Source organism: Vogesella sp. XCS3 (assembly GCF_020616155.1).
Classification (GTDB): domain Bacteria; phylum Pseudomonadota; class Gammaproteobacteria; order Burkholderiales; family Chromobacteriaceae; genus Vogesella.
Map to the genome: position 1 here is coordinate 3,176,496 of NZ_CP085530.1, position 19,064 is coordinate 3,195,559.

The window sequence follows — 19,064 nt, forward strand, 5'->3', positions numbered from 1 at the left end:
GCTTATTGAATAAGTAACGAAGAAATCCTTATTTCTGGAATAAAGCAGCGGCCAATATGCTGTCTTCCGTTATATCAACCACCGGATACCACCATGTCGCCACTGCAAGGACGCCCCCTATGAGCCGCGCCGCTACGCTCCCCCGCGTGTTGCCCGGCTTCGGCCTGTCGCTGGGTTACACCCTGGCCTATCTGTCGCTGATCGTGCTGATTCCGCTATCCGCCGTGTTCATCCGCGCCAGCGAGTTGCCGCTGGAGGCGTTCTGGCACGCCGTTACCGCGCCGCGCGTGCTGGCCTCGTACCGTTTGAGCTTTGGCATGGCGCTGTTGGCCGCGGCCATCAATACCGTGTTTGGCCTGTTGCTGGCGTGGGCGCTGGTGCGCTACCGCTTTCCCGGCAAGAAGCTGGTGGACGCGCTGGTGGACCTGCCGTTTGCACTGCCTACCGCGGTGGCCGGTATTGCGCTGACCGCGCTGTACGCCGGTAACGGCTGGCTGGGCCAGTACCTGGAGCCGCTGGGCATCAAGGTGGCGTTTGGCCCGCTGGGCGTGCTGGTGGCACTGGTGTTCATCGGCCTGCCGTTTGTGGTGCGCACGGTGCAACCGGTGCTGGAAGACATGGAAACCGAGCTGGAAGAAGCCGCCACCAGCCTGGGCGCGCACCGCTGGCAGACCTTCCGCCACGTGATTATGCCGGTGTTGCAGCCCGCACTGATGACCGGCTTTGCGCTGGCCTTTGCCCGCGCCGTAGGCGAGTACGGCTCGGTGATCTTTATCGCCGGCAACATCCCGATGGTGTCGGAGATTACCCCGCTGATGATCATCAGCAAGCTGGAGCAGTACGACTACGCCGGCGCCACGGCCATCGCCAGCGTCATGCTGGTGGCGTCGTTCCTGTTGCTGCTCGCGATTAACGGTTTGCAGGCGTGGCAGGCACGCCGTAACGGAAGGAGTGCGTAATGGCCGGTGCTGTTTCTTCGCTGTCTGTACAGCACGATAAGGCAGGGCTGCTGGAAAGCCGCCAGGCCACGCGCGAGGCGCCGTGGGTGAAGTACACCATCCTCACCATTGCGCTGGGCTTCTTTGCCGTGTTCTTGCTGCTGCCGCTGATCGTGGTGTTTGTCGAAGCGCTGGCCAAGGGCTGGGATACCTACCTCACCGCGCTGGTAGAGCCGGACGCGCTGTCGGCGGTAAAGCTCACGCTGTTGGCCGCCGCCATCTCGGTGCCGCTGAACCTGGTATTCGGTGTGGCCGCTGCCTGGGCCATCACCCGCTTTGACTTCCGTGGCAAGCAGTTGCTGATCACGCTGATCGACCTGCCGTTTTCGGTGTCGCCGGTGGTGGCCGGCCTGATCTACGTGCTGGTGTTCAGCAGCCACGGCTGGTTTGGCCCGTGGCTGGCCGAGCACGATATCAAGGTGATCTTTGCCGTGCCCGGCATCGTGCTGGCCACCATTTTTGTCACCGTGCCGTTTGTGGCGCGCGAGCTGATCCCGCTGCTGCAGGCGCAGGGGCGCGAGGAAGAAGAAGCCGCCGTGGTGCTGGGGGCGCGTGGCTGGCAGGTGTTCTGGTACGTAACGCTGCCCAATGTGCGCTGGGCGTTGCTGTACGGCGTGATCCTCAGCAATGCACGCGCCATGGGCGAGTTTGGCGCGGTGTCGGTGGTATCCGGCCATATCCGCGGCGAAACCAACACCCTGCCGCTGCACGTGGAAATTCTTTACAACGAGTACAACTTCGCGGCTGCCTTTGCCGTGGCGTCGCTGCTGGCCCTGTTGGCGCTGGTGACGCTGGCGGTGAAGAGCTGGGTGGAATGGCGTGCCAGCAACAGCCTGGTGCAGGAGGATTGAGATGAGCATTCAGGTACAAAACATTCACAAGGCGTTCGGCAGCTTCGTGGCGCTGGACAATCTGACCCTGGACTTCCCCGCCGGCGAGCTGGTGGCACTGCTGGGCCCGTCCGGCTGCGGCAAGACCACGCTGCTGCGCGTCATCGCCGGCCTGGAGCAGGCCGATAGTGGCAAGGTGCTGCTGGACGGCGAAGACGCCTCCGACACCCACGTGCGCGAGCGCCAGGTGGGCTTTGTGTTCCAGCACTACGCTCTGTTCCGCCACATGACCGTGTTCGATAACGTGGCCTTCGGCCTGCGCATGAAGCCGCGCGGCCAACGCCCGTCCGAGGCCGAGATCAAGCGCAAGGTGCACGAGCTGTTGAACCTGGTGCAGCTGGACTGGCTGGCCGACCGCTTCCCGGCGCAGCTGTCCGGCGGCCAGCGCCAGCGTATTGCGCTGGCCCGCGCCCTGGCGGTAGAGCCGCGCGTGCTGCTGCTGGACGAGCCGTTCGGCGCGCTGGACGCCAAGGTGCGCAAAGAGCTGCGCCGCTGGCTGCGCCGCCTGCACGACGAGCTGCACATCACCTCCATTTTTGTGACCCACGACCAGGAAGAAGCGCTGGAAGTGGCCGACCGCGTGGTACTGATGAACCACGGCCGTGTCGAGCAGATCGGTAGCCCGGCCGAGGTGTACCGCCAGCCGGCCACGCCGTTCGTGTACGGCTTTCTGGGTGCGGCCAACCGTTTTGAAGGCAGCAGCAGCGCCGGCGGCATCGCCGTCGGTGCCAGCACGCTTACCGGCGAGGCGCAGCCGGAGCACGGTAAAGTCGTTGCCTTTGTGCGCCCGCACGAGCTGGACATCGTGCTGCAGGCGGACGCCAGCGGCATTCCGGCACGCATCAGCCGCGTGCTGACGCTGGGCGCGCTGACCCGTGTGGAGCTGGAAGGCCTGGCCGACGTAGCCGGCCAGCATTTTGACGTAGAACTGCACGCGGCCAACCCGCTTGTGGCACAGTTGGCCGCAGGCCAGACCGTGCGCCTGCAACCGCGCCAGGTGCGCGTGTTTGCCCAACCCGAAACCGCAGGTGCCGCATGAACTTCCAGCAACTTCGCATCATCCGTGAAACGGTGCGCCAGAACTTCAACCTGACCGAGGTGGCCAACGCGCTGTTTACCTCGCAGTCCGGCGTGTCCAAACACATCAAGGACCTGGAAGACGAGCTGGGCGTGGAGCTGTTCATCCGCAAAGGCAAACGCTTTCTGGGTCTGACCGACCCCGGTAAAGAGCTGCTGGTGATCGTGGAGCGCATGCTGCTGGACGCCGGCAATATCAAGCGCCTGGCCGAGCAGTTCAGCCTGCGCGACGAGGGCCAGCTCACCATCGCCACCACCCACACCCAGGCGCGCTATGCGCTGCCCAAGGTGGTGACGGCGTTCAAGAAAGCTTTCCCGCGCGTACACCTGGTGCTGCACCAGGCCAGCCCGGACGAGCTGGTACGCCTGCTGTTGGCTGGCGATGCCGATATCGGCATCGCTACCGAAGCGGTGGCCGAGGTGCCGGAGCTGGTGTCCTTCCCGTACTACAGCTGGCACCACGCGGTGATTGCGCCGCCTGCGCACCCGCTGCACGGGCAGGCGCTGTCGCTGGAAACGCTGGCCGAGTACCCGATCGTGACCTACCACCAGGGCTTTACCGGCCGCGCCCAGATCGACCGCGCCTTCGCCGACGCTGGCCTGGCACCGGATATCGTGATGGCGGCACTGGACGCCGACGTGATCAAAACCTACGTGGAGCTGGAGCTGGGTGTGGGCATCATCGCCTCGATGGCGGTGGATGCGCAGCGCGACAGCCAGGTACAGGTAGTAGAAGGCGCGCCGCTGTTCGGCCACCAGACCACCCGCGTGGCCATCCGCCGCGGCCATTACCTGCGCAGCTACGCCTACCGCTTTATCGAGCTGTGCTCGGCCGCACTGGACGAAGACACCGTGCGCCAGGCATTGCTGCCGGCGGTGCAGGACTGAGCACCCGTGCGCGTCATGGCCTCAGCCGGGTTACCGGCGGGGCCTTACCCTGCGGCCAACCTTGGCCGCAGCCATTTTCCCTAGCGAGGCATTGCGTTGAACCTGCAACGGTTGGTCAGCTATTTCGAGATCTGGGGCCGTTCGCAGCACGGTGCCGGGCCGCAGCTGGCTTTTGACGACGACGGCGCTTTTGGCCGGCTTGGCCACTTGCGGCTGGATAGTCACTACCAGCCCCTGTTCGACCGCCAGCGCCAGGTGGTGGCCTACGAGGCGCTGTTGCGTGTGAGCGACCCGCAGGGGCGGCGCATCGCGCCAGACCGCTTTTTTGCCGCGCTGGACGACAGCCACAACGTGATCGGCGTGGACCGGCTGTGCCGCGTCATTCATAGCGTCAATTTTCTGACCCAGCAGCCGCAACAGCAGGCGCTGTATCTGAACGTGAACGGTCGCCATCTGCTGGGCATTGCCAGCGGCCGCCACGGCGCTACTTTCGAGGCTTTGCTGGCCTACTGCGGGCTGACGCCGAAACAGGTCGTGCTGGAGATTATCGAGTCCAGCGTCGATGACCTTGGCTTGTTGCAGCAAGCGATTGCAGCCTATAAATCCAAGGGTTTTCGCATTGCCATCGATGATTTTGGTGCCCGCCATTCCAACTTCGACCGGCTGTGGGCGCTGGAGCCGGATATCGTCAAACTTGATCGCAGCCTGACAGCGCAGGCGGCGCAAAACCCGCGGGCGGCCAAGGTGCTGCCGGTGCTGGTGCGGCTGATCCAGGAGCTGGGCGCCCAAGTCGTGTGCGAGGGTATCGAGACACCCGTGCAGCAGGCGCTGGCGCTGGATGCCGGCGCCGACCTGCTGCAGGGCTATCTGTACGGCGAGCCGTCGCCGCGCTTGCTGGCGGCGCAGGCGCTACCGGCCTGACTCAGGCGACGGCAGTCTGCCGTGCCGGCCACGCCAGCCACAACGCGGCGCCGGCAATCATCAGCCCGCCCAGCCAGCCGCTGGCCGCCAGCGGCTCGCCCAGCCAGCTCACCGCAAACAAGGCCCCCCACAGCGGCTCGCTGCCTAGCAGCAGCGCCACCTTGCTGGGGCTGCTCGCTGCCAGTGCGCGGTTCATCGCCCAGAACGCAAACAGCGTGCAGCACAGCGTCAGGAACAGCATCGGCAGCCAGAAGTCGGCTTGTCGCGGTAGTGCGGGCAGCCCGCCCGGCTGCAGCAGGCCCAGCGCCAGCGCGGCAGCGCCCACCAGCAGGCCTTGTACCCCCGTCAGCCCCAGCATGTCTATGCCTTTGCCGGCGGTCAGCCGCGTGGCCAAACAGCTCTGGAAGGCGCGGATCAGCGCGGCCAGCAGCATCAGCGCATCGCCCTGGTTCAGCCCGCCGCTTGCCATGCCGGTAAGCAGCCAGGTACCCAGCAGCGACACGATGGCGGCCAGCCACAGCTTGCCGGCGGGGCGTTTGCCCAGCCACAGCCATTCCACCGGCGGCGTCAGCAGCAGGCACAGGCTGACCAGAAACGCCGCCTTGCCGGCGCTGGTGTGCGCCACGCCGGCGGTTTCGGCCAGAAAGATGGCCAGCAGGCCCACGCTGGTGGGCAGCGCCACCCGTACCGTGGCGGCGCGCTGGGTAGCCGGTAAGCGCAGCCAGTACGGCAGCAGCAGGGCAGCCGTCAGCAAAAAGCGGATGGCGATGACGCCGGCCACCGGGTAGTAGGCCAGCGCGGTCTTCACCATGCTGTAGCTGCTGCCCCAGATCACGGCAGTCAGCAGCAATAGCATCTCGGGCGGTAGCGAGCGGCGGGTCGGCATGATTTCTCCTTGTCTTGTGTGTGGCCCAGTATGAAACTGTCCATGCAGGCTGATAATCGGCCATTCAGGCAAAGGATTTGTGCGCGATGAGAACAAATGAACTGCTGTCACTGCTGCCGGACCTAGCGGTGCTGGTGGACGTGGTAGAGGCAGGCTCGTTCAGCGCGGCGGCGCGGCTACAGGGCAGTACGCCGTCGGCGGTAAGCCGGCAGATGGCGCGGCTGGAAGCGGCGCTGGGCCTGACCCTGCTGGAGCGTAGTACGCGGCGCTTGCGGCTGACCAGCGGCGGGCAGGAAGTGGTACGCCACGCGCGCAGCATGCTGGACGCGGCGCGGGCGGCCTGCGATGGCGCGGCGCGGCACGCGAGTACCGTGGCAGGGCGGGTGAGGTTGGCCGCACCCAAGGCGGCCTTGCGCCAGATCATTCATCCACAGCTACCGTTGCTTTTGCAGACTTATCCACAGCTGGCGCTGGAGTTACAGGTGAATGACCAGCCTGGCGACCTGATTGCCGACGGCGTAGACATTGCGCTGCGGTTGGGCGACCCGCCTGCCGGCTACGTGGCGCGGCCGTTCATGGTGGTACGTACCAAGCTGTACGCGGCGCCGGCCTATCTGGCCGAACACGGTACGCCACAGCACCCGTCTGAGCTGGTGCGCCACAGCTGCCTGCACCTGGCCGAGCAGGCCGGCGACGACGAATGGTGCGCGGTGCGCGATAACGAGCGCGTGGTGGTAAACGTACGTGGCCGCTACGCCAGCAACCACAGCGAGATGCGGCGCGAGGCCGCCGAGTGGGGCATGGGCATCGCCAGCCTGCCCGACTTTACCGCGCGCCAGGCGTTGGACGATGGCCGGCTGCTGGCCGTGCTGCCGCAGTGGCAGCTGCTGGGCCGCTACCAGGGCACCAGCTGGCTGGTCTACCACGCTGACCGCTATCGCTCGGCGCGCGTGCGCGCCGTGGTGGATTTCCTGCTGGGCGTGGCCACGCAGCAGGGCTACGGCGCGGCCAGTTTGCCGGCGGGCTGACCGCGGCACCACAAAGCAAAACACCCCGCCAAGGCGGGGTGTGCAGGGTTGGCCGCAGGCCGGCGCTTACTTCTCGACGAAAGCGCGCTCGATCGCGAAGTGGCCTGGCTCGCCCATGCGTGGCGACTCTTTGAAACCCAGGTCTTCCAGAATATGGCAGGTGTCTTCCAGCATGGCCGGGCTGCCGCACAGCAGGGCGCGGTCGGTTTCCGGGTTCAGCTGCGGGATGCCCAGCTGCTTGGCCAGCTCGCCGCTCTTGATCAGGTCGGTCAGGCGGCCCTGGTTACGGAACGGCTCGCGGGTCACGGTAGGGTAGTACACCAGCTTGTCGCTGATCATCTCGCCCAGGAACTCGTGCTCGGTCAGCTCTTTGGTGATGTAGTCGTGGTAGCCCAGCTCGTTCACCCAGCGTACGCCGTGGATCAGGAAGATCTTGTCGTACAGGTCGTACACTTCCGGGTCCTTGATGATGGACATGAACGGGGCCAGGCCGGTACCGGTTGCCAGCAGGAACAGGTGCTTGGCGTTAGGCAGCAGGTTGTCCTGTACCAGGGTGCCGGTCGGTTTGCCGGAGATCACTACCTTGTCGCCAGGCTGCAGGTGTTGCAGGCGCGAAGTCAGCGGGCCGTTTTGCACTTTGATGGAGTAGAACTCCAGGTGCTCTTCCCAGTTGGCGCTGGCCACGGAGTAGGCGCGGATCAGCGGTTTGCCGTTCACTTCCAGACCGATCATCACGAACTGGCCGTTGATGAAACGCAGACCCGGGTCGCGGGTGCAGGTGAAGCTGAACAGGGTGTCGTTCCAGTGATGGACGGACAGGACGGTTTCGGTCGAAAGAGTAGCCATGTGGATTGTCTTTGAATACAGGCAAAAATCATCAAGCGCGTATTCTACCGCAGCTTGCAAATAACTGCTTGGACGGAAAGGTTCTGTCTTTATTGCGTTTTTTGATGTTGATCAATTTATATAATGATATAAGTTCTCGATAAGCTTGCTGCAGCAAGCTGTCAGGGTGTCAGACAGCCTGTAGTTGCACACCTACACGCGGCGCGCTATGTTGCCCTGCAACAACAACAGGGAGAAAGTGCGATGAAACTGTGCGTGATTGCCGGTGACGGCATAGGGCAAGAGGTGGTGCCGCAGGCGGTACGCGTGCTGCAAAGCCTGCTGCCGGCACTGCAAACAGTCACCGCCGACGCCGGCTGGGCCACTTTCCAGCAACAGGGCACCGCGCTGCCGGATGCCACGCTGGCCGCCGCGCGCGATTGCGGCGCGGTGCTGTTTGGCGCGGTGAGCTCGCCGGCGCGGGCGGTGGCAGGCTACCGCTCGCCCATTGTGCAGCTGCGCCGCCAGCTGGGCTGCTACGCCAACCTGCGGCCAACCCTCAGCCTGCCCGGCTGCGGCTTGCCGGGGCTGGATGTGCTCATCGTGCGCGAGAATACCGAAGACCTGTACGTGGGCGAGGAGCACAGCGATGGCGACACCGCCACCGCCATCAAGCGCATCACCCGCACCGCGTCGCTGCGTGTGGCCGAGAGCGCGTTTGCGCTGGCGGCAGCCGGCGGGTGCCACCGCGTCACCATCGTGCACAAGGCCAATATCCTGCCGCTGACCGACGGCCTGTTTCGCGACTGCGCGCGCGAGGTGGCCACGCGCTACCCGCAGCTACAGGTGGACGAAATGCTGGTGGATACTGCCGCCTTGAAGCTGGCGCAGGCACCGCAGGCCTTCGACGTGTTGCTGGCACCCAATCTGTACGGCGATATTTTGTCCGACCTGGCGGCGGCTTTTGGCGGCGGCCTGGGCGTGGCGGCGTCGCTCAACCTGGGGCAGGGCGTGGCTATTGCCGAGCCGGTGCACGGCAGTGCGCCGGATATTGCCGGGCAGGGCGTGGCCAACCCGGTAGCCAGCCTGCTGTCGCTGGCCATGCTGCTGCGCCATCACTGGCATCTGCCCGCGCCAGCCATGCAGCTGGAGCAAGCGGTGCAGCGCGTACTGGCCAGCGGCACAAGCACGCCGGACCTGGGCGGCAGTGCCAGCACGGCAGCGTTCTGCGATGCGGTGATGGCTGCCTTGTAGCCGCCCCTGCGGCAAGGTGTCGCATTCCGCTGGCGCTGGCCATGCATTACATTGTGTCTGGCAGGGGGGCGCCCCTGCATGCGAATAGAACACTTGATGCCGCCCTACTCCAAGAGGGCGGCTTTCTTTTTTGTGCGCGACAAAATGCCGCAGCCCTGCGCCGGCGGCCATGCCGGATGGTAAAGTGCCGCCATGATGCCCACCGTGTTTCCGGCCCTGTTTGCGGCCAACCTCGAACTGGTTCACCAGCGCCTGCTGCAGCTGCGCTGGGCCATGCTGCTGGCCGCCTTGCTGCTGATCGTACTGGGCCAGCTCGCTGGCCTGGTATTGCCGCTGGTGCTGCTGGGCCAGGCCTGGCTCACGCTCGCCTTGCTGAATCTGGCTACGCCATGGCTGGCGGCGCAGGGCTGGCAGGTGCGCAGCCTGATCAGCCTGGGCCTGCTGGCCGATATGGTCGTGCTCACCGAAATGCTGGCCTTTACCGGCGGTGCGGCCAACCCGCTGGCCTCGCTTTACCTGCCGCCGGTCTTGTTTGGCGCCTTGCTGTTGCCTCCGGCGCGCGCCTGGGCGCTGGCCATCATCAGCCTGATGGCTTATGGCCTGCTGTTTGTCTGGCACTTGCCGTGGCCGCTGGCAGGCAGCGATGCCGCCTACGCTTTCCAGCTGCACCTGGTGGGGATGTGGATCACCTTTGCCGTGTCGGTCACGCTGCTGACCGGCTTTGTGTCCTACCTGGCCTGGCAGCTATCGCAGCGCGAGGCGGCGCTGGCCGCCGCGCGCGAGGCACAGCTGCGCGACGAACAGCTGGTGGCGCTAGGGGTGCAGGCCGCCGGGGCGGCGCACACGCTGTCTACACCGCTCAATACGCTGACCCTGCTGTGCGACGACATGCTGGCCAGCTACACCACGCCGCCCGCGCTGATCGAAGACCTGCAGCTGATGCACAGCCAGCTGGCGGTATGCCGCGACGCGCTGGCCAGGCTGAAAGCCGGTGCAGAAAGCCGGCCGGCGCCGCAGCCCTTGTGCGAGGCGCTGGACGAGCGCCTGCAGGGCTGGCATTCCAGCCGCCCGGACGTCAAGCTGTTGCGCCACGGCCTGCTGCAAGGCGGGCCGATGGTGGCGTTCGACCCGCGCTTCTGGCCGGCGTTTTTCAACCTGCTGAATAACGCTGCCGAGGCGGGCGGCGGCGAGGTGGAGCTGACGGTGGCCAGCGACGAGCGCTGGCTGACGCTGCAAATACACAACCGCCGCGGCAGCCTGAGCGACGCCCAGCTGGCGCGTGCCGGCCTGGCGCCGCTGGACAGCAACAAGCCCGCCGGCCTGGGCCTGGGGGTCATGCTGTCGCACGTCACGCTGTCGCACCTGGGCGGCGAACTGAACCTGGATAACGACCCGCAGGGCGGTGTACGCGCCACCTTGCGCCTGCCACTGGATACACCATGAACGACTTGCTGATTATTGATGACGACGTGGCGTTTGCCGGCGTACTGGCGCGCAGCCTGGCGCGGCGCGGCTATACGGTGCGCCATGCGGCCAACCCTGATGCGGCGCTGGCCGAAGTGGCGGCGGCAGCGCCGCCGCAGATCATTCTGGACCTGAACCTGGCCGGCGAAAGCGGCCTGCGCCTGCTGCCCCAGCTGCTGGAGAAAGCACCCGATGCGCGCGTACTGGTGCTGACCGGCTACGCCAGCATTGCCACCGCGGTAGAGGCGGTGAAGCTGGGGGCGGTGAATTATCTGTCCAAGCCGGCTGGCGTGGATGACATCCTGGGCGCACTGGGCCAGGTGGCGGCCAACCCCGAGCAGGACGTTACCGCGCAGCCCATGTCGCTCAAGCGCGTGAGCTGGGAGCATCTGCAGCGCGTGCTGGCCGAGCACGACGGCAATGTATCGGCCACCGCCCGCGCCCTCAATATGCACCGCCGCACGCTGCAGCGCATGCTGGCCAAGCGGCCGGTCAAAAACTGAGCTCGCAGGCGCCGTGAGCGCAGGCCACCGCCGGGCGGCTGCCGGGGCGGCTTGCCAAATGGCTGCCTGGCACCAGCAGTGTACGGCGTTCGCATAAAGGCTTTGGCGTGCTGGCCCTGCGGCACAAATACACCACTTCGCAGCGGAACTTATTGCCAAGTCCCTGATAAAACCATGGACAATCTAGAGCAATTGCGTTAAATTGTGCACCGCACTCAAGCCGAAAGGTTTTTGTGGTGTTAGCCCCTCGAAGCATCGTGTCGGCCCCTCGCCGGCGAGATGTTTCTTCCTCGTGTTGGCCCCTGTGGAGGACCCTCAGGGGATTTTTTTTGCCCGTCGTTTTTGCGTTTACTCCCGCTATTCCCCTGCCCGCCCTGTAGAACCTAGTTTTGCGACGGGCGCCCGCCCGCGGCTTCTGTATCCAGCTCGGTAATGGATGCCAGCACGTGCGGCTTCCCCCCCACAATCAGGGGCGAGAGACCTATCTTGCAAGGAAACAGGCTGCCATCACGCCGTCTGGCTTGCAGCACCTGGCTGTCTGCCATCTGGCGGCTCGCGGGGGCGTGCAGATAGTGCTTCATCTTGTCCTGGTGCTGTTCGCGCTGGGTTTCCGATAGCAGGTAGCCAAAATGCTGCCCCAGCAGGGTGGCGCGCGGGTAGCCGAACAGGCTTTCCATGCGGCTGTTGACCAGCCGGATCAGCCCGGCGTCGTCTACCATCATCAGCCCGTCAGGGATGGCTTCCACTACCTGGCGCAGCAGGGCTTCGTTTTGCCGCAAGGCGTCTTCGCTGCGCAGGCGCGCGCTGATATCGATCGCCGATGGAATCAGGTGGGTAATACGGCCGTATTCGTCGCGCAGTGGCGCCAGCATAAAGTCTATGGGTGTCAGCGCGTTGTTCGCCAGGCGTACCACCACGTCAAAGCGTGATACCTCGCCACAGGCTGCCCGCAGTACTGCGTGTTGTATCTGTGCCTGGATCTGGGGTGAATAATTCCACCAGGGGCAGTCCCAGAATTTCAGCCCGCGTACGTCTTCGATGCGTATGCCGGCGGCTTCTAGTGGCGCGCGGTTGGCACTTTGCAAGGTGCCGTCCGGTGCCAGTACACCGACAAAGGCAAACAGGTTGTCCAGCACGCGGCGCAGGTGGCCTTCGTTTTCGCGCTGGGCGCGTTCGGCTTCGTGGCGGGCGGTGACGTCTTCTACCATGGCCACAATGCCGCAGGGCTGGCCGTCTGGCATGGGTAGCGGGTGGTAGCTGGCTTCCCAGTGCCGCAGCTGGCCGGAGCCGGGGGGGATTTCTGCACTGGCGGCAAAGCGCGTGCGCGGCTCGCCACTGCGTTGTACCGCCAGCATGATGGCTTCCAGCGCCGGGCCGGCGTCGGGTATCACGTCGCGCGGGCGTTTGCCGATGTGGGCCTCAGGGGGCAGGCCGTTGGAGTCGGCCAGCCGCTGGTTGATATGCAGGTAGCGGAAATCGGCGTCCAGCACCGCAATGCCGATCGGCACGCTAGTCAGCAGGGTGTTTACCAGCCCTGATGGGTCGGGGAGGCAGGACATTGGGCAACCTTTTATCGAAATGACCAATATTCAGGATAGCCATTTGTCCTGACAAGACAATGCTTTTCAGATACCGGCATACAGGGCGCATGCCATGCCCGCTATAACGCAGGCCGGCGTGGGCAGTATTTACAGCCAGCGCCCAGGGTTCATGATGTTTTGCGGGTCCAGCTGTTGTTTGATGCCGCGCATGATGGCCAGCGCCGCCGGGTCTTTGTAACGCTGCAGCCAGTGCGCTTTTAGCTGGCCTATGCCGTGCTCTGCGGCCAAGGTGCCACGGTAGCGGTACACATGCTCGTAGACGATGGCGTTGACGGCGTTTTCGTCGGCAAACAGTTCGGCGTTGCCGAGGCGGGTATAGCTGATGTTGTAGTGCAGGTTGCCGTCGCCGGCGTGGCCGAAGGCGACGATACGCACGCCTGGGAAGGCTGCGTCCAGCGCCGCGCCGCAGCTGGCCAGAAAGGCCGGTATCGCCGAGCTGGGCACGCCGATATCGTGCTTGATGCTGGGGCCTTCGCGCTTTTGCATGTCGGAGATGTCTTCGCGCAGCTGCCACAGGCTGGCGCGTTCGGCCTCGCTTTGCGCCAGCACGCCGTCGTGGAAGGCCTGGCTGCCTAGCCACTGCTCGAAACTGGCTTGCAGTGCCGCCGGCTCGCCGCCGTCGGACAGCTCCACCAGCAGTGCCCACGGCGCAAAGAACGGCATGCAGCCGGGCTTGTGGCGCTCGGAGATACGCTGGCAAGGCTCGGAGATCATCTCGAAGGTGGTCAGCCGGTCGCCAAAGCGTGCTTGTAGCGCGTTCAGCGTGGCAATGGCGGCCTCGGCACTGTCTACCGCCAGCAGCGCGGTGCTGTAGGCGGTGGGTAGCGCAAACAGCTTGAGCGTGGCGCCGGTAATCAGCCCCAGCTGGCCTTCTGCACCGATGAATAGCTGTTTTACGTCCAGGCCGGTGGTGTCCTTGCGCAGGGCGGACAGCGCGTCCAGCAGCGTGCCGTCCGGCAGCACCACCTCCAGCCCCAGCGTCAGCTCGCGCATGGTGCCGTAGCGCAGCACGGCCAGGCCGCCGGCGTTGGTGGACAGGTTGCCGCCGATCTGGCAGCTGCCCTCGCTGGCCAGCGACAGCGGAAACAGCCGCCCCACGCTGGCGGCCGCCTGCTGTACCTGGGCCAGTGTGCAGCCGGCGTCCACGGTGATCGACAGGTTGGCCGCATCGATATGGCGCACGCGCTGCATGCGGCGCAGGCCGATGATGAGCTGGCGGCCGCTGCCGTCCGGCGTGGCGGCACCGCAGGTTGAGGTGTTGCCGCCTTGCGGCACGATGGCGATGCCCTCGGCAGCACACAAGGTGATGAGCGCGGCGACTTCTTCGCGGCTGGCCGGTAGCGCCATCGCCAGCGGCAGGCCGGTATAGCGGCCACGCATGTCGGTCACCGCCGGCGCTAGCGCGTGCGGGTCGGTCAGCAGGTTGGCCGCACCCACAATGGCGGCCAGGCGGGCGTGCAGATCAGTCATCTTGGGCTTCCGTTTCGGGGCGGGCTTCGACGTAGGCATCGCAGCCGTGGCCTATGGCCAGGTAGCGGCGCGCCAGGCGCTGGAATAGCGGCACCGCGGTGGCAGGCAGCCAGCGCAGGTAGTGGCGTGGCGCCAGCAGCAGGCCGCAGCCGTAGCGGGTATCGGCGGCCTGCCATTGCAGCGCCGGGCAGGCGCCGTGGCGGTGGCCCAGCAGCAGGCTCGATAGCGGGCAGGGCGCGGCGGCGCAGCACACGCCACAGCCATTGCACGGCGCGCCCGGCATGGGTTTGGCCGGTGCTGCGTGCTGTAGCCAGATGCGCTGCGGCTGCGCCATGGCGGGGTTTACTCGTCGATATCCGGTGCCATCAGCGTGGCCGGGTGTTCCCAACCCGGCTGCGCAGCGATGCGCGCCAGCCAGGCGGCCACATGCGGCCAGGCGTCCAGCGTCAGGCCGGCGTCGTCGATCAGCCACAGGTAGGCGCTGGCCGACAGGTCGGCAATGGTCAGGCCGCTGGTCAGCAGGTAGTCCTGCTTGGCCAGGTGGGCGTCCAGCACGTCCAGGTCGCGGCAGGTACGCGCTTCCAGCCAGGCGTCGGCGCCCGCATCCAGCGGGGCAAACTTGCGCGCGTAGCGCAGGTTGGGCAGCGAAAAGCCAATGCGGTTGGCCTCCCAGCTCAGCCATTCGCGTATGCCCTGGCGCTCGCCCGGCTGACCGGCCAGCACGCCTTCGCTTTCGGCCAGCCATTGCAGGATGGCGTTGGACTGCACCATCGGTTCGCCATCCACCACCAGTGCCGGCACTTCGTCCCAGCGGCTGGCGGCGCGGAAGTCGGTGTCGCGTTCTTCGCGCGGCAGGCTCAGCGCTACGTGGCGGTATTCGTGCGATACATCGCCCAGTACCAAGGCCAGGCGCACTTTGTAGCTGTGGCCGGAAAGACGGTTGCCGAACAGGGTGATCTTGCTCATGTGGGGTTCCTGTGCCTGCGTGGGCGTATGCATAAAAGCACGATGATACGCCCAAGGCGCGGGCGGTGGCAGCCCTATAGCCAGCCAGCCGGCAGGCGCTGGCCCAGCCATAGCAGGATTTCCGCCCCTGCCCACCACAGTAGCCCTACGTAGAGCCAGGCCAGCACGGTGGCCGCATAGCCGGCCAGCAGCATGCCGCCGTCGCGCACGCGCAGGCCCCAGGCCAGCAGGGCGATAGCGGCGGCGGGTACCACGTTGTCGAACGACACCAGCGGCATCGGCGTCATCATCGATGCACCGGCCAGCGCCAGCATGCTGCCGTTCAGCCAGCGCCAGCGCGGGCCACTCAGGGCCAGCAGGCGCGGCTGGCTGATGCGCCCCAGCACGCCGGCCAGACGGTGGAGTACGCGGTGCAGCGGGCCATGCAAGGCGTGGGGGACGTGGCGGCGGCCTAGCCAGGCGGGTAGTGGAAAGGGGCGAGCCAGCGCGACAGACAGGGCAACCAGCAGACAAAACGCCCCCACGGTGGTGGCCATGCCGGGAATGGCCACCGGCAACAGCAGCGGTGCGGCCAACAGCCCCAGCCAGGTGAGCTGCTGGCGCGGGTGGCGGCCGATGACCTCGCCTAGCGTGCCGTGCTGCAGTTGCTGCGCGGCCAGCGCGATGCGCAGCCAGCTGCTGCGTGGTGTGGTTTTAAGCGAACGGAGGCGGGTAGGCAGCATGGTGGCGGCAAGTGAAAGCAACAGTGCGATGCGACCGCTCCGTTACCCGCCAGTTCACTTTTGCCAGTAGGTTTTCACGTTTACAAACTCGTACAGGCCGAACTCGGACAGCTCGCGGCCGTAGCCAGAGGCCTTCACGCCGCCAAAAGGCAGGCGCAGGTCGGAGCTGGTGTAGCGGTTGATGAACACCGCGCCGGCTTCGATGTCGCGGCCCAGCTGCCAGGCACGCTCGACATCTGCGCTGAAAATGCTGGCGCCCAGGCCGAAGGGCGTGTCGTTGGCCAGCCTCAGCGCGTCGGCCTCGTCGCGGGCACGCAGGATGGTGGCTACCGGGCCGAATACTTCTTCCTGGTATACGCGGCAAGCCGGCGTGACGTGGTCCAGCACCGTGGCCGGGTAGAAGAAACCGGCGCCGTGCGGCATCACACCGCCTGCCAGCAGGCTGGCGCCGTGGCTGACCGCGTCCAGCACCTGGGCGTGCAGCGCCTCGCGCAGGTCGGCGCGTGCCAGCGGTGCCAGCGTGGTGTGCTCGTCGGCCGGGTGGCCGGGGCGCAGCGCGGCCACGTGTTGCAGAAAGCGCGCCACAAAGGCATCGGCAATCTCGGGTACCACGATCATGCGCTTGGCAGCGTTGCAGCTCTGGCCGGCGTCGCGGTAGCGCGAGTGGGCGGCTTCTTGCGCGGCGGCGTCGATATCGGCGTCGGCCAGCACAATAAAGGGGTTGCTACCGCCCAGCTCCAGCACGGTTTTCTTCAGGTGGCGGCCGGCCAGTGCGGCCACCTGGCGGCCAGCGGTGGTGGAGCCGGTAAACGCCACCGCGTCACAGCCCTTGATGGCGTCCTCGGCCATGTCGTGGTTGATCCAGGCCACGTCCAGCACGTCCAGCCCGGCCTCGTGCACGATATCCAGCAGCAGGGCCGTGCATTGCGGTACCGACGGCGCCGGTTTCACCAGGCAGCCGTTACCGGCCATCAGCGCCGGGATGGCAAAGCGCAGTACCTGCCACACCGGGTAGTTCCACGGCATGATGGCCAGCACCAGGCCCAGGGGCTCGAAAGCCACGCCGCTGCGGCTGGCCTGGGTGGGGATGTCCTTGGGTGCCAGCAGCGTGGGTGCCAGCTCGGCGTAGTAGCGGATCAGCTGGGCTGACTTGTCGATCTCGGCCAGGCATTCGCGTTCCAGCTTGCCCACTTCCAGCGATACCAGCGCCGCCAGCGCGTGACGGTGGGCGCTCAGCGCGTCGGCCAGGCGTAGCAGGCGGCTGGCGCGGGTGGCGGTATCCTGGTGAGCCCAGTGGTGCTGGGCGCGGCGCAGCGCAGCCAGCTGGCTGGCCAGTTGTTCGCTACTGGCAATCGGGCGTGTGAAGACGACTTCGCCGGAGGCGGGGTTACAGCTGGTGAAGGCGGTCATGGCAGGGCGTAGTAAAGGGGTTACATGACGGAAGCACCCCACTGTAACAAATGCGGCCAACCCTGACCACGCTGCCGCAGCACGGGTAAGGTTGGCCGCAGCAGCAAGGCGGGTGTTTATGCCGGCTGCAGATCCAGCGGTTTTTCGCCGGTGAGGAAGTAGTGCATGGTTTCGCTGGCGCTGCGGATGGCGTCGCCAAACGGCAGCGGGTCGGCGCCGCGGAAGAACAGCCCTTTGCTGACCTCGCCACGGAAGGCGGCCGCCAGTTTCAGGTCGATGCAGAACTGGCCTACCTTGGCCAGGCCGTCGCGCAGGCCGCACACGGTCAGGCAGTTCAGCGCCTGCGTGCAGCGCGCCGGGTCGGCTTTGGCGTTGGCTTGCAGCTTGTCTTCGCGCTTGAGGTAGCTTTTCAGGAACGGCGTCAGCACGCCGCGCGCCGGCAGGCCGGCTACCGACATGAATTCGGCAATGTCGTCGCGGCTGGCACCGGCCAGCGTGCGTTTGAAGTTGATGTGGGCGTCGCCGTCGCTGGTGACGGCAAACGCGGTGCCGATCTGCACGGCGCTGGCACCGTAGCTGTTCAGGTAGGTTTGTACTTTTTCGTGGCTGTTGACGCCACCGGCCACGATCAGCGGTACGCGTTCGCGCTCCAGGCCCAGGTCTTTGAACAGCGCGAAGGTTTCTTCCAGCACGCGGGCAAAGTCGAATTTGGCATCGCCCACGTCGGCAATGCGCGCCGCGCCCAGGTGGCCACCGGCGTGATTGGGGTGCTCGATCACGATGGCGTCCGGCAGACGCCCCTTTTTCATCCAGCGCTTGAGCACGATACCGATGCCGCGCGACTCGGACAGAATGGGAATCAGCGCCACGTCCGGGTGGCTGGCGGTCATTTCCGGCAGGTCCAGCGGCAGGCCGGCACCCATTACCACGGCGTGGGCGCCCGATTCGCACGCCTGGCGTACCAGCGCGGCGTGGTTGTCTACCGCCTTCATCACGTTTACCGCCACCATGCCATTACCTTCTGCACGTGCCAGCGCACCCTTGATTTCACGGTCCAGCGCGATCAGGTTCAGGCGGTTGATGCCTTCCTGGCCTTGCTGGTTGGCCGCATCGGCCATCAGGTCTGCGTGCAGGTGGCGCAGGTCCACGCTGGCCACGGTACCCAGGCCACCCGCCCTTGCTACGGCGCCGGCCAGCTGTTTGGCGGAGATACCCACGCCCATGCCTCCTTGCACGATAGGCAGGAGTTCACGGCCACGGATGACGAGGGGGGCAAAAAGGGAGCGGGACATGCGTGCTTTCGGGTGATTAGAGCAGGAGCACGATTCTGACCAGCGTAAAAAAGCCGTGCGTTGACGAGCGTCAAGCACGGCCGGATAGGGCAATGTCCTGCCCGGGGCCTGCGCCTTGGCAAGACCGAGTGTTAACAGGGCCTCATCAGCCCGCCAGACCTTTCTGGATGCCCAGCACAATGGCGTGGGTGCGGTTATTGGCTTCCAGCTTGCGGATGATGTTGGCCGCGTGGAACTTCACCGTCCGCTCGCTGATATCCAGGATGGTGGCGATTTCCCAGTTGGTTTTGCCGCGCATCATCCAGTGGAAGATGTCTTTCTCGCGGTGCGACAGCGGGTTGTTGCCGCTGGGGACTGGCGCCAGACGCTGCAGGGTGGGGTGCAGGTGCGGCAGCAGGCCACCCATCATGCGCAAGGTCGCGGCGTCATCGGCTACGCGCGGTTGCACGTATAGCAGGGTGGCCAGGCCGTCGCGGTGCATGGCAAAGCACGCCGTTGCCGGGCTGGTGTGGGCCAGCCAGGTAAATTGCACCTCGCTGCCAATATCGGCGGGTAGCCGCTGCCAGTCGTGGCTATGGCATGCGGCTGGCTGACCCAGCGTGCGCGGGTTGGCTGTCCAGCCTTGCGGTGTGGCCGAGCCATGAATAATCCACAAGGCAGCGACGGTACTGTCGCTAGCTAGCGTGTGCAGGAAAGTGTGAAGTTCTCTCTCGTCTGCCATCTGCGGCAGGCTGTGGATCCACTCTAGAAGCTGGCAAAGCTGAGTGTGTGACAGACCCGCGGAGATTGAGCCAGAGGCAAAAGGTATACCTTTTGACATACTGTTCCCCTTTTATGTTTTATGTATTGAACGCTTATCTTAACCAAGG

At 65.7% G+C, this 19,064-nt stretch carries 19 protein-coding genes; 9 read left to right on the plus strand and 10 right to left on the minus strand.

From position 1 onward, the window contains the following. Positions 1–119 precede the first annotated feature (119 nt). From cysT to LCH97_RS15140, 5 genes are all read left to right on the plus strand, one after another. Positions 120–959, plus strand: coding sequence for a sulfate ABC transporter permease subunit CysT (gene cysT, locus LCH97_RS15120; RefSeq protein ID WP_227302411.1), 840 nt, complete (start codon positions 120–122; stop codon positions 957–959). Then, a complete protein-coding gene (gene cysW / locus LCH97_RS15125; RefSeq protein ID WP_227302412.1) occupies positions 959–1,849 on the plus strand; it encodes a sulfate ABC transporter permease subunit CysW in 891 nt (296 codons plus the stop codon). The genes cysT and cysW overlap by 1 nt, the downstream gene beginning before the upstream one ends. A gap of 1 nt (position 1,850) precedes the next feature. Then, a complete protein-coding gene (locus tag LCH97_RS15130) occupies positions 1,851–2,927 on the plus strand; it encodes a sulfate/molybdate ABC transporter ATP-binding protein (protein ID WP_227302413.1) in 1,077 nt (358 codons plus the stop codon). Next, positions 2,924–3,853: a CysB family HTH-type transcriptional regulator gene (locus tag LCH97_RS15135; RefSeq protein WP_227302414.1), complete on the plus strand. Its 930-nt coding sequence runs from the start codon at positions 2,924–2,926 to the stop codon at positions 3,851–3,853. Before LCH97_RS15130 ends, LCH97_RS15135 begins: the two co-directional genes overlap by 4 nt. Positions 3,854–3,949: 96 nt before the next feature. After that, a complete protein-coding gene (locus LCH97_RS15140) occupies positions 3,950–4,774 on the plus strand; it encodes an EAL domain-containing protein (protein ID WP_227302415.1) in 825 nt (274 codons plus the stop codon). 1 nt (position 4,775) lies between these two features. On the opposite strand, the gene LCH97_RS15145 is transcribed toward LCH97_RS15140, so the two are convergent. Beyond that, positions 4,776–5,660 (minus strand): DMT family transporter, encoded by an 885-nt coding sequence (locus LCH97_RS15145; protein WP_227302416.1) that lies wholly within the window; start codon positions 5,658–5,660, stop codon positions 4,776–4,778. An 86-nt stretch (positions 5,661–5,746) separates the two neighbouring features. On the opposite strand from LCH97_RS15145, the gene LCH97_RS15150 reads away from it, so the two are divergent. Continuing rightward, positions 5,747–6,688 (plus strand): LysR family transcriptional regulator, encoded by a 942-nt coding sequence (locus LCH97_RS15150; protein ID WP_227302417.1) that lies wholly within the window; start codon positions 5,747–5,749, stop codon positions 6,686–6,688. Positions 6,689–6,754: 66 nt separating this feature from the next. Here the strand turns inward: LCH97_RS15150 and LCH97_RS15155 are convergent, their stop codons facing one another. Continuing rightward, positions 6,755–7,534: a ferredoxin--NADP reductase gene (locus tag LCH97_RS15155; RefSeq protein WP_017508714.1), complete on the minus strand. Its 780-nt coding sequence runs from the start codon at positions 7,532–7,534 to the stop codon at positions 6,755–6,757. 243 nt (positions 7,535–7,777) lie between these two features. Here LCH97_RS15155 and LCH97_RS15160 point away from each other — a divergent pair, with 243 nt between their 5' ends. From LCH97_RS15160 to LCH97_RS15170, 3 genes are all read left to right on the plus strand, one after another. After that, positions 7,778–8,767: an isocitrate/isopropylmalate dehydrogenase family protein gene (locus LCH97_RS15160; RefSeq protein ID WP_227302418.1), complete on the plus strand. Its 990-nt coding sequence runs from the start codon at positions 7,778–7,780 to the stop codon at positions 8,765–8,767. A 192-nt stretch (positions 8,768–8,959) separates the two neighbouring features. Then, on the plus strand, positions 8,960–10,210 hold the full coding sequence (locus LCH97_RS15165; RefSeq protein WP_227302419.1) for an ATP-binding protein: 1,251 nt from the start codon (positions 8,960–8,962) through the stop codon (positions 10,208–10,210). Continuing rightward, complete coding sequence (locus LCH97_RS15170; protein ID WP_227302420.1) at positions 10,207–10,734, plus strand: response regulator transcription factor; 528 nt, start codon at positions 10,207–10,209, stop codon at positions 10,732–10,734. Before LCH97_RS15165 ends, LCH97_RS15170 begins: the two co-directional genes overlap by 4 nt. Positions 10,735–11,117: 383 nt before the next feature. Here LCH97_RS15170 and LCH97_RS15175 read toward each other — a convergent pair whose 3' ends face one another. The 8 genes from LCH97_RS15175 to LCH97_RS15210 form a co-directional block, all read right to left on the minus strand. Next, on the minus strand, positions 11,118–12,293 hold the full coding sequence (locus tag LCH97_RS15175) for a PAS domain-containing protein (RefSeq protein ID WP_227302421.1): 1,176 nt from the start codon (positions 12,291–12,293) through the stop codon (positions 11,118–11,120). Between the two features lie 129 nt (positions 12,294–12,422). Further along, entirely contained in the window at positions 12,423–13,805 is a 1,383-nt protein-coding gene (locus tag LCH97_RS15180) for an FAD-binding oxidoreductase (protein ID WP_227302422.1), read from the minus strand. Continuing rightward, positions 13,798–14,139 (minus strand): hypothetical protein, encoded by a 342-nt coding sequence (locus LCH97_RS15185; protein ID WP_227302423.1) that lies wholly within the window; start codon positions 14,137–14,139, stop codon positions 13,798–13,800. The genes LCH97_RS15180 and LCH97_RS15185 overlap by 8 nt, the downstream gene beginning before the upstream one ends. 8 nt (positions 14,140–14,147) lie before the next feature. Further along, a complete protein-coding gene (locus LCH97_RS15190; RefSeq protein ID WP_227302424.1) occupies positions 14,148–14,771 on the minus strand; it encodes a glutathione S-transferase family protein in 624 nt (207 codons plus the stop codon). Positions 14,772–14,845: 74 nt separating this feature from the next. After that, positions 14,846–15,493 (minus strand): exopolysaccharide biosynthesis protein, encoded by a 648-nt coding sequence (locus LCH97_RS15195; protein ID WP_227302425.1) that lies wholly within the window; start codon positions 15,491–15,493, stop codon positions 14,846–14,848. Positions 15,494–15,547: 54 nt separating this feature from the next. Beyond that, the gene (locus LCH97_RS15200) at positions 15,548–16,903 is read right to left on the minus strand and encodes an aldehyde dehydrogenase family protein (RefSeq protein ID WP_227302426.1); all 1,356 of its coding nucleotides are present in this window, start codon (positions 16,901–16,903) and stop codon (positions 15,548–15,550) included. 116 nt (positions 16,904–17,019) lie between these two features. Further along, positions 17,020–18,195: a nitronate monooxygenase family protein gene (locus LCH97_RS15205; protein ID WP_227302427.1), complete on the minus strand. Its 1,176-nt coding sequence runs from the start codon at positions 18,193–18,195 to the stop codon at positions 17,020–17,022. A gap of 145 nt (positions 18,196–18,340) precedes the next feature. Further along, on the minus strand, positions 18,341–18,916 hold the full coding sequence (locus tag LCH97_RS15210; protein ID WP_227302428.1) for a helix-turn-helix transcriptional regulator: 576 nt from the start codon (positions 18,914–18,916) through the stop codon (positions 18,341–18,343). Between the last annotated feature and the right edge of the window lie 148 nt (positions 18,917–19,064).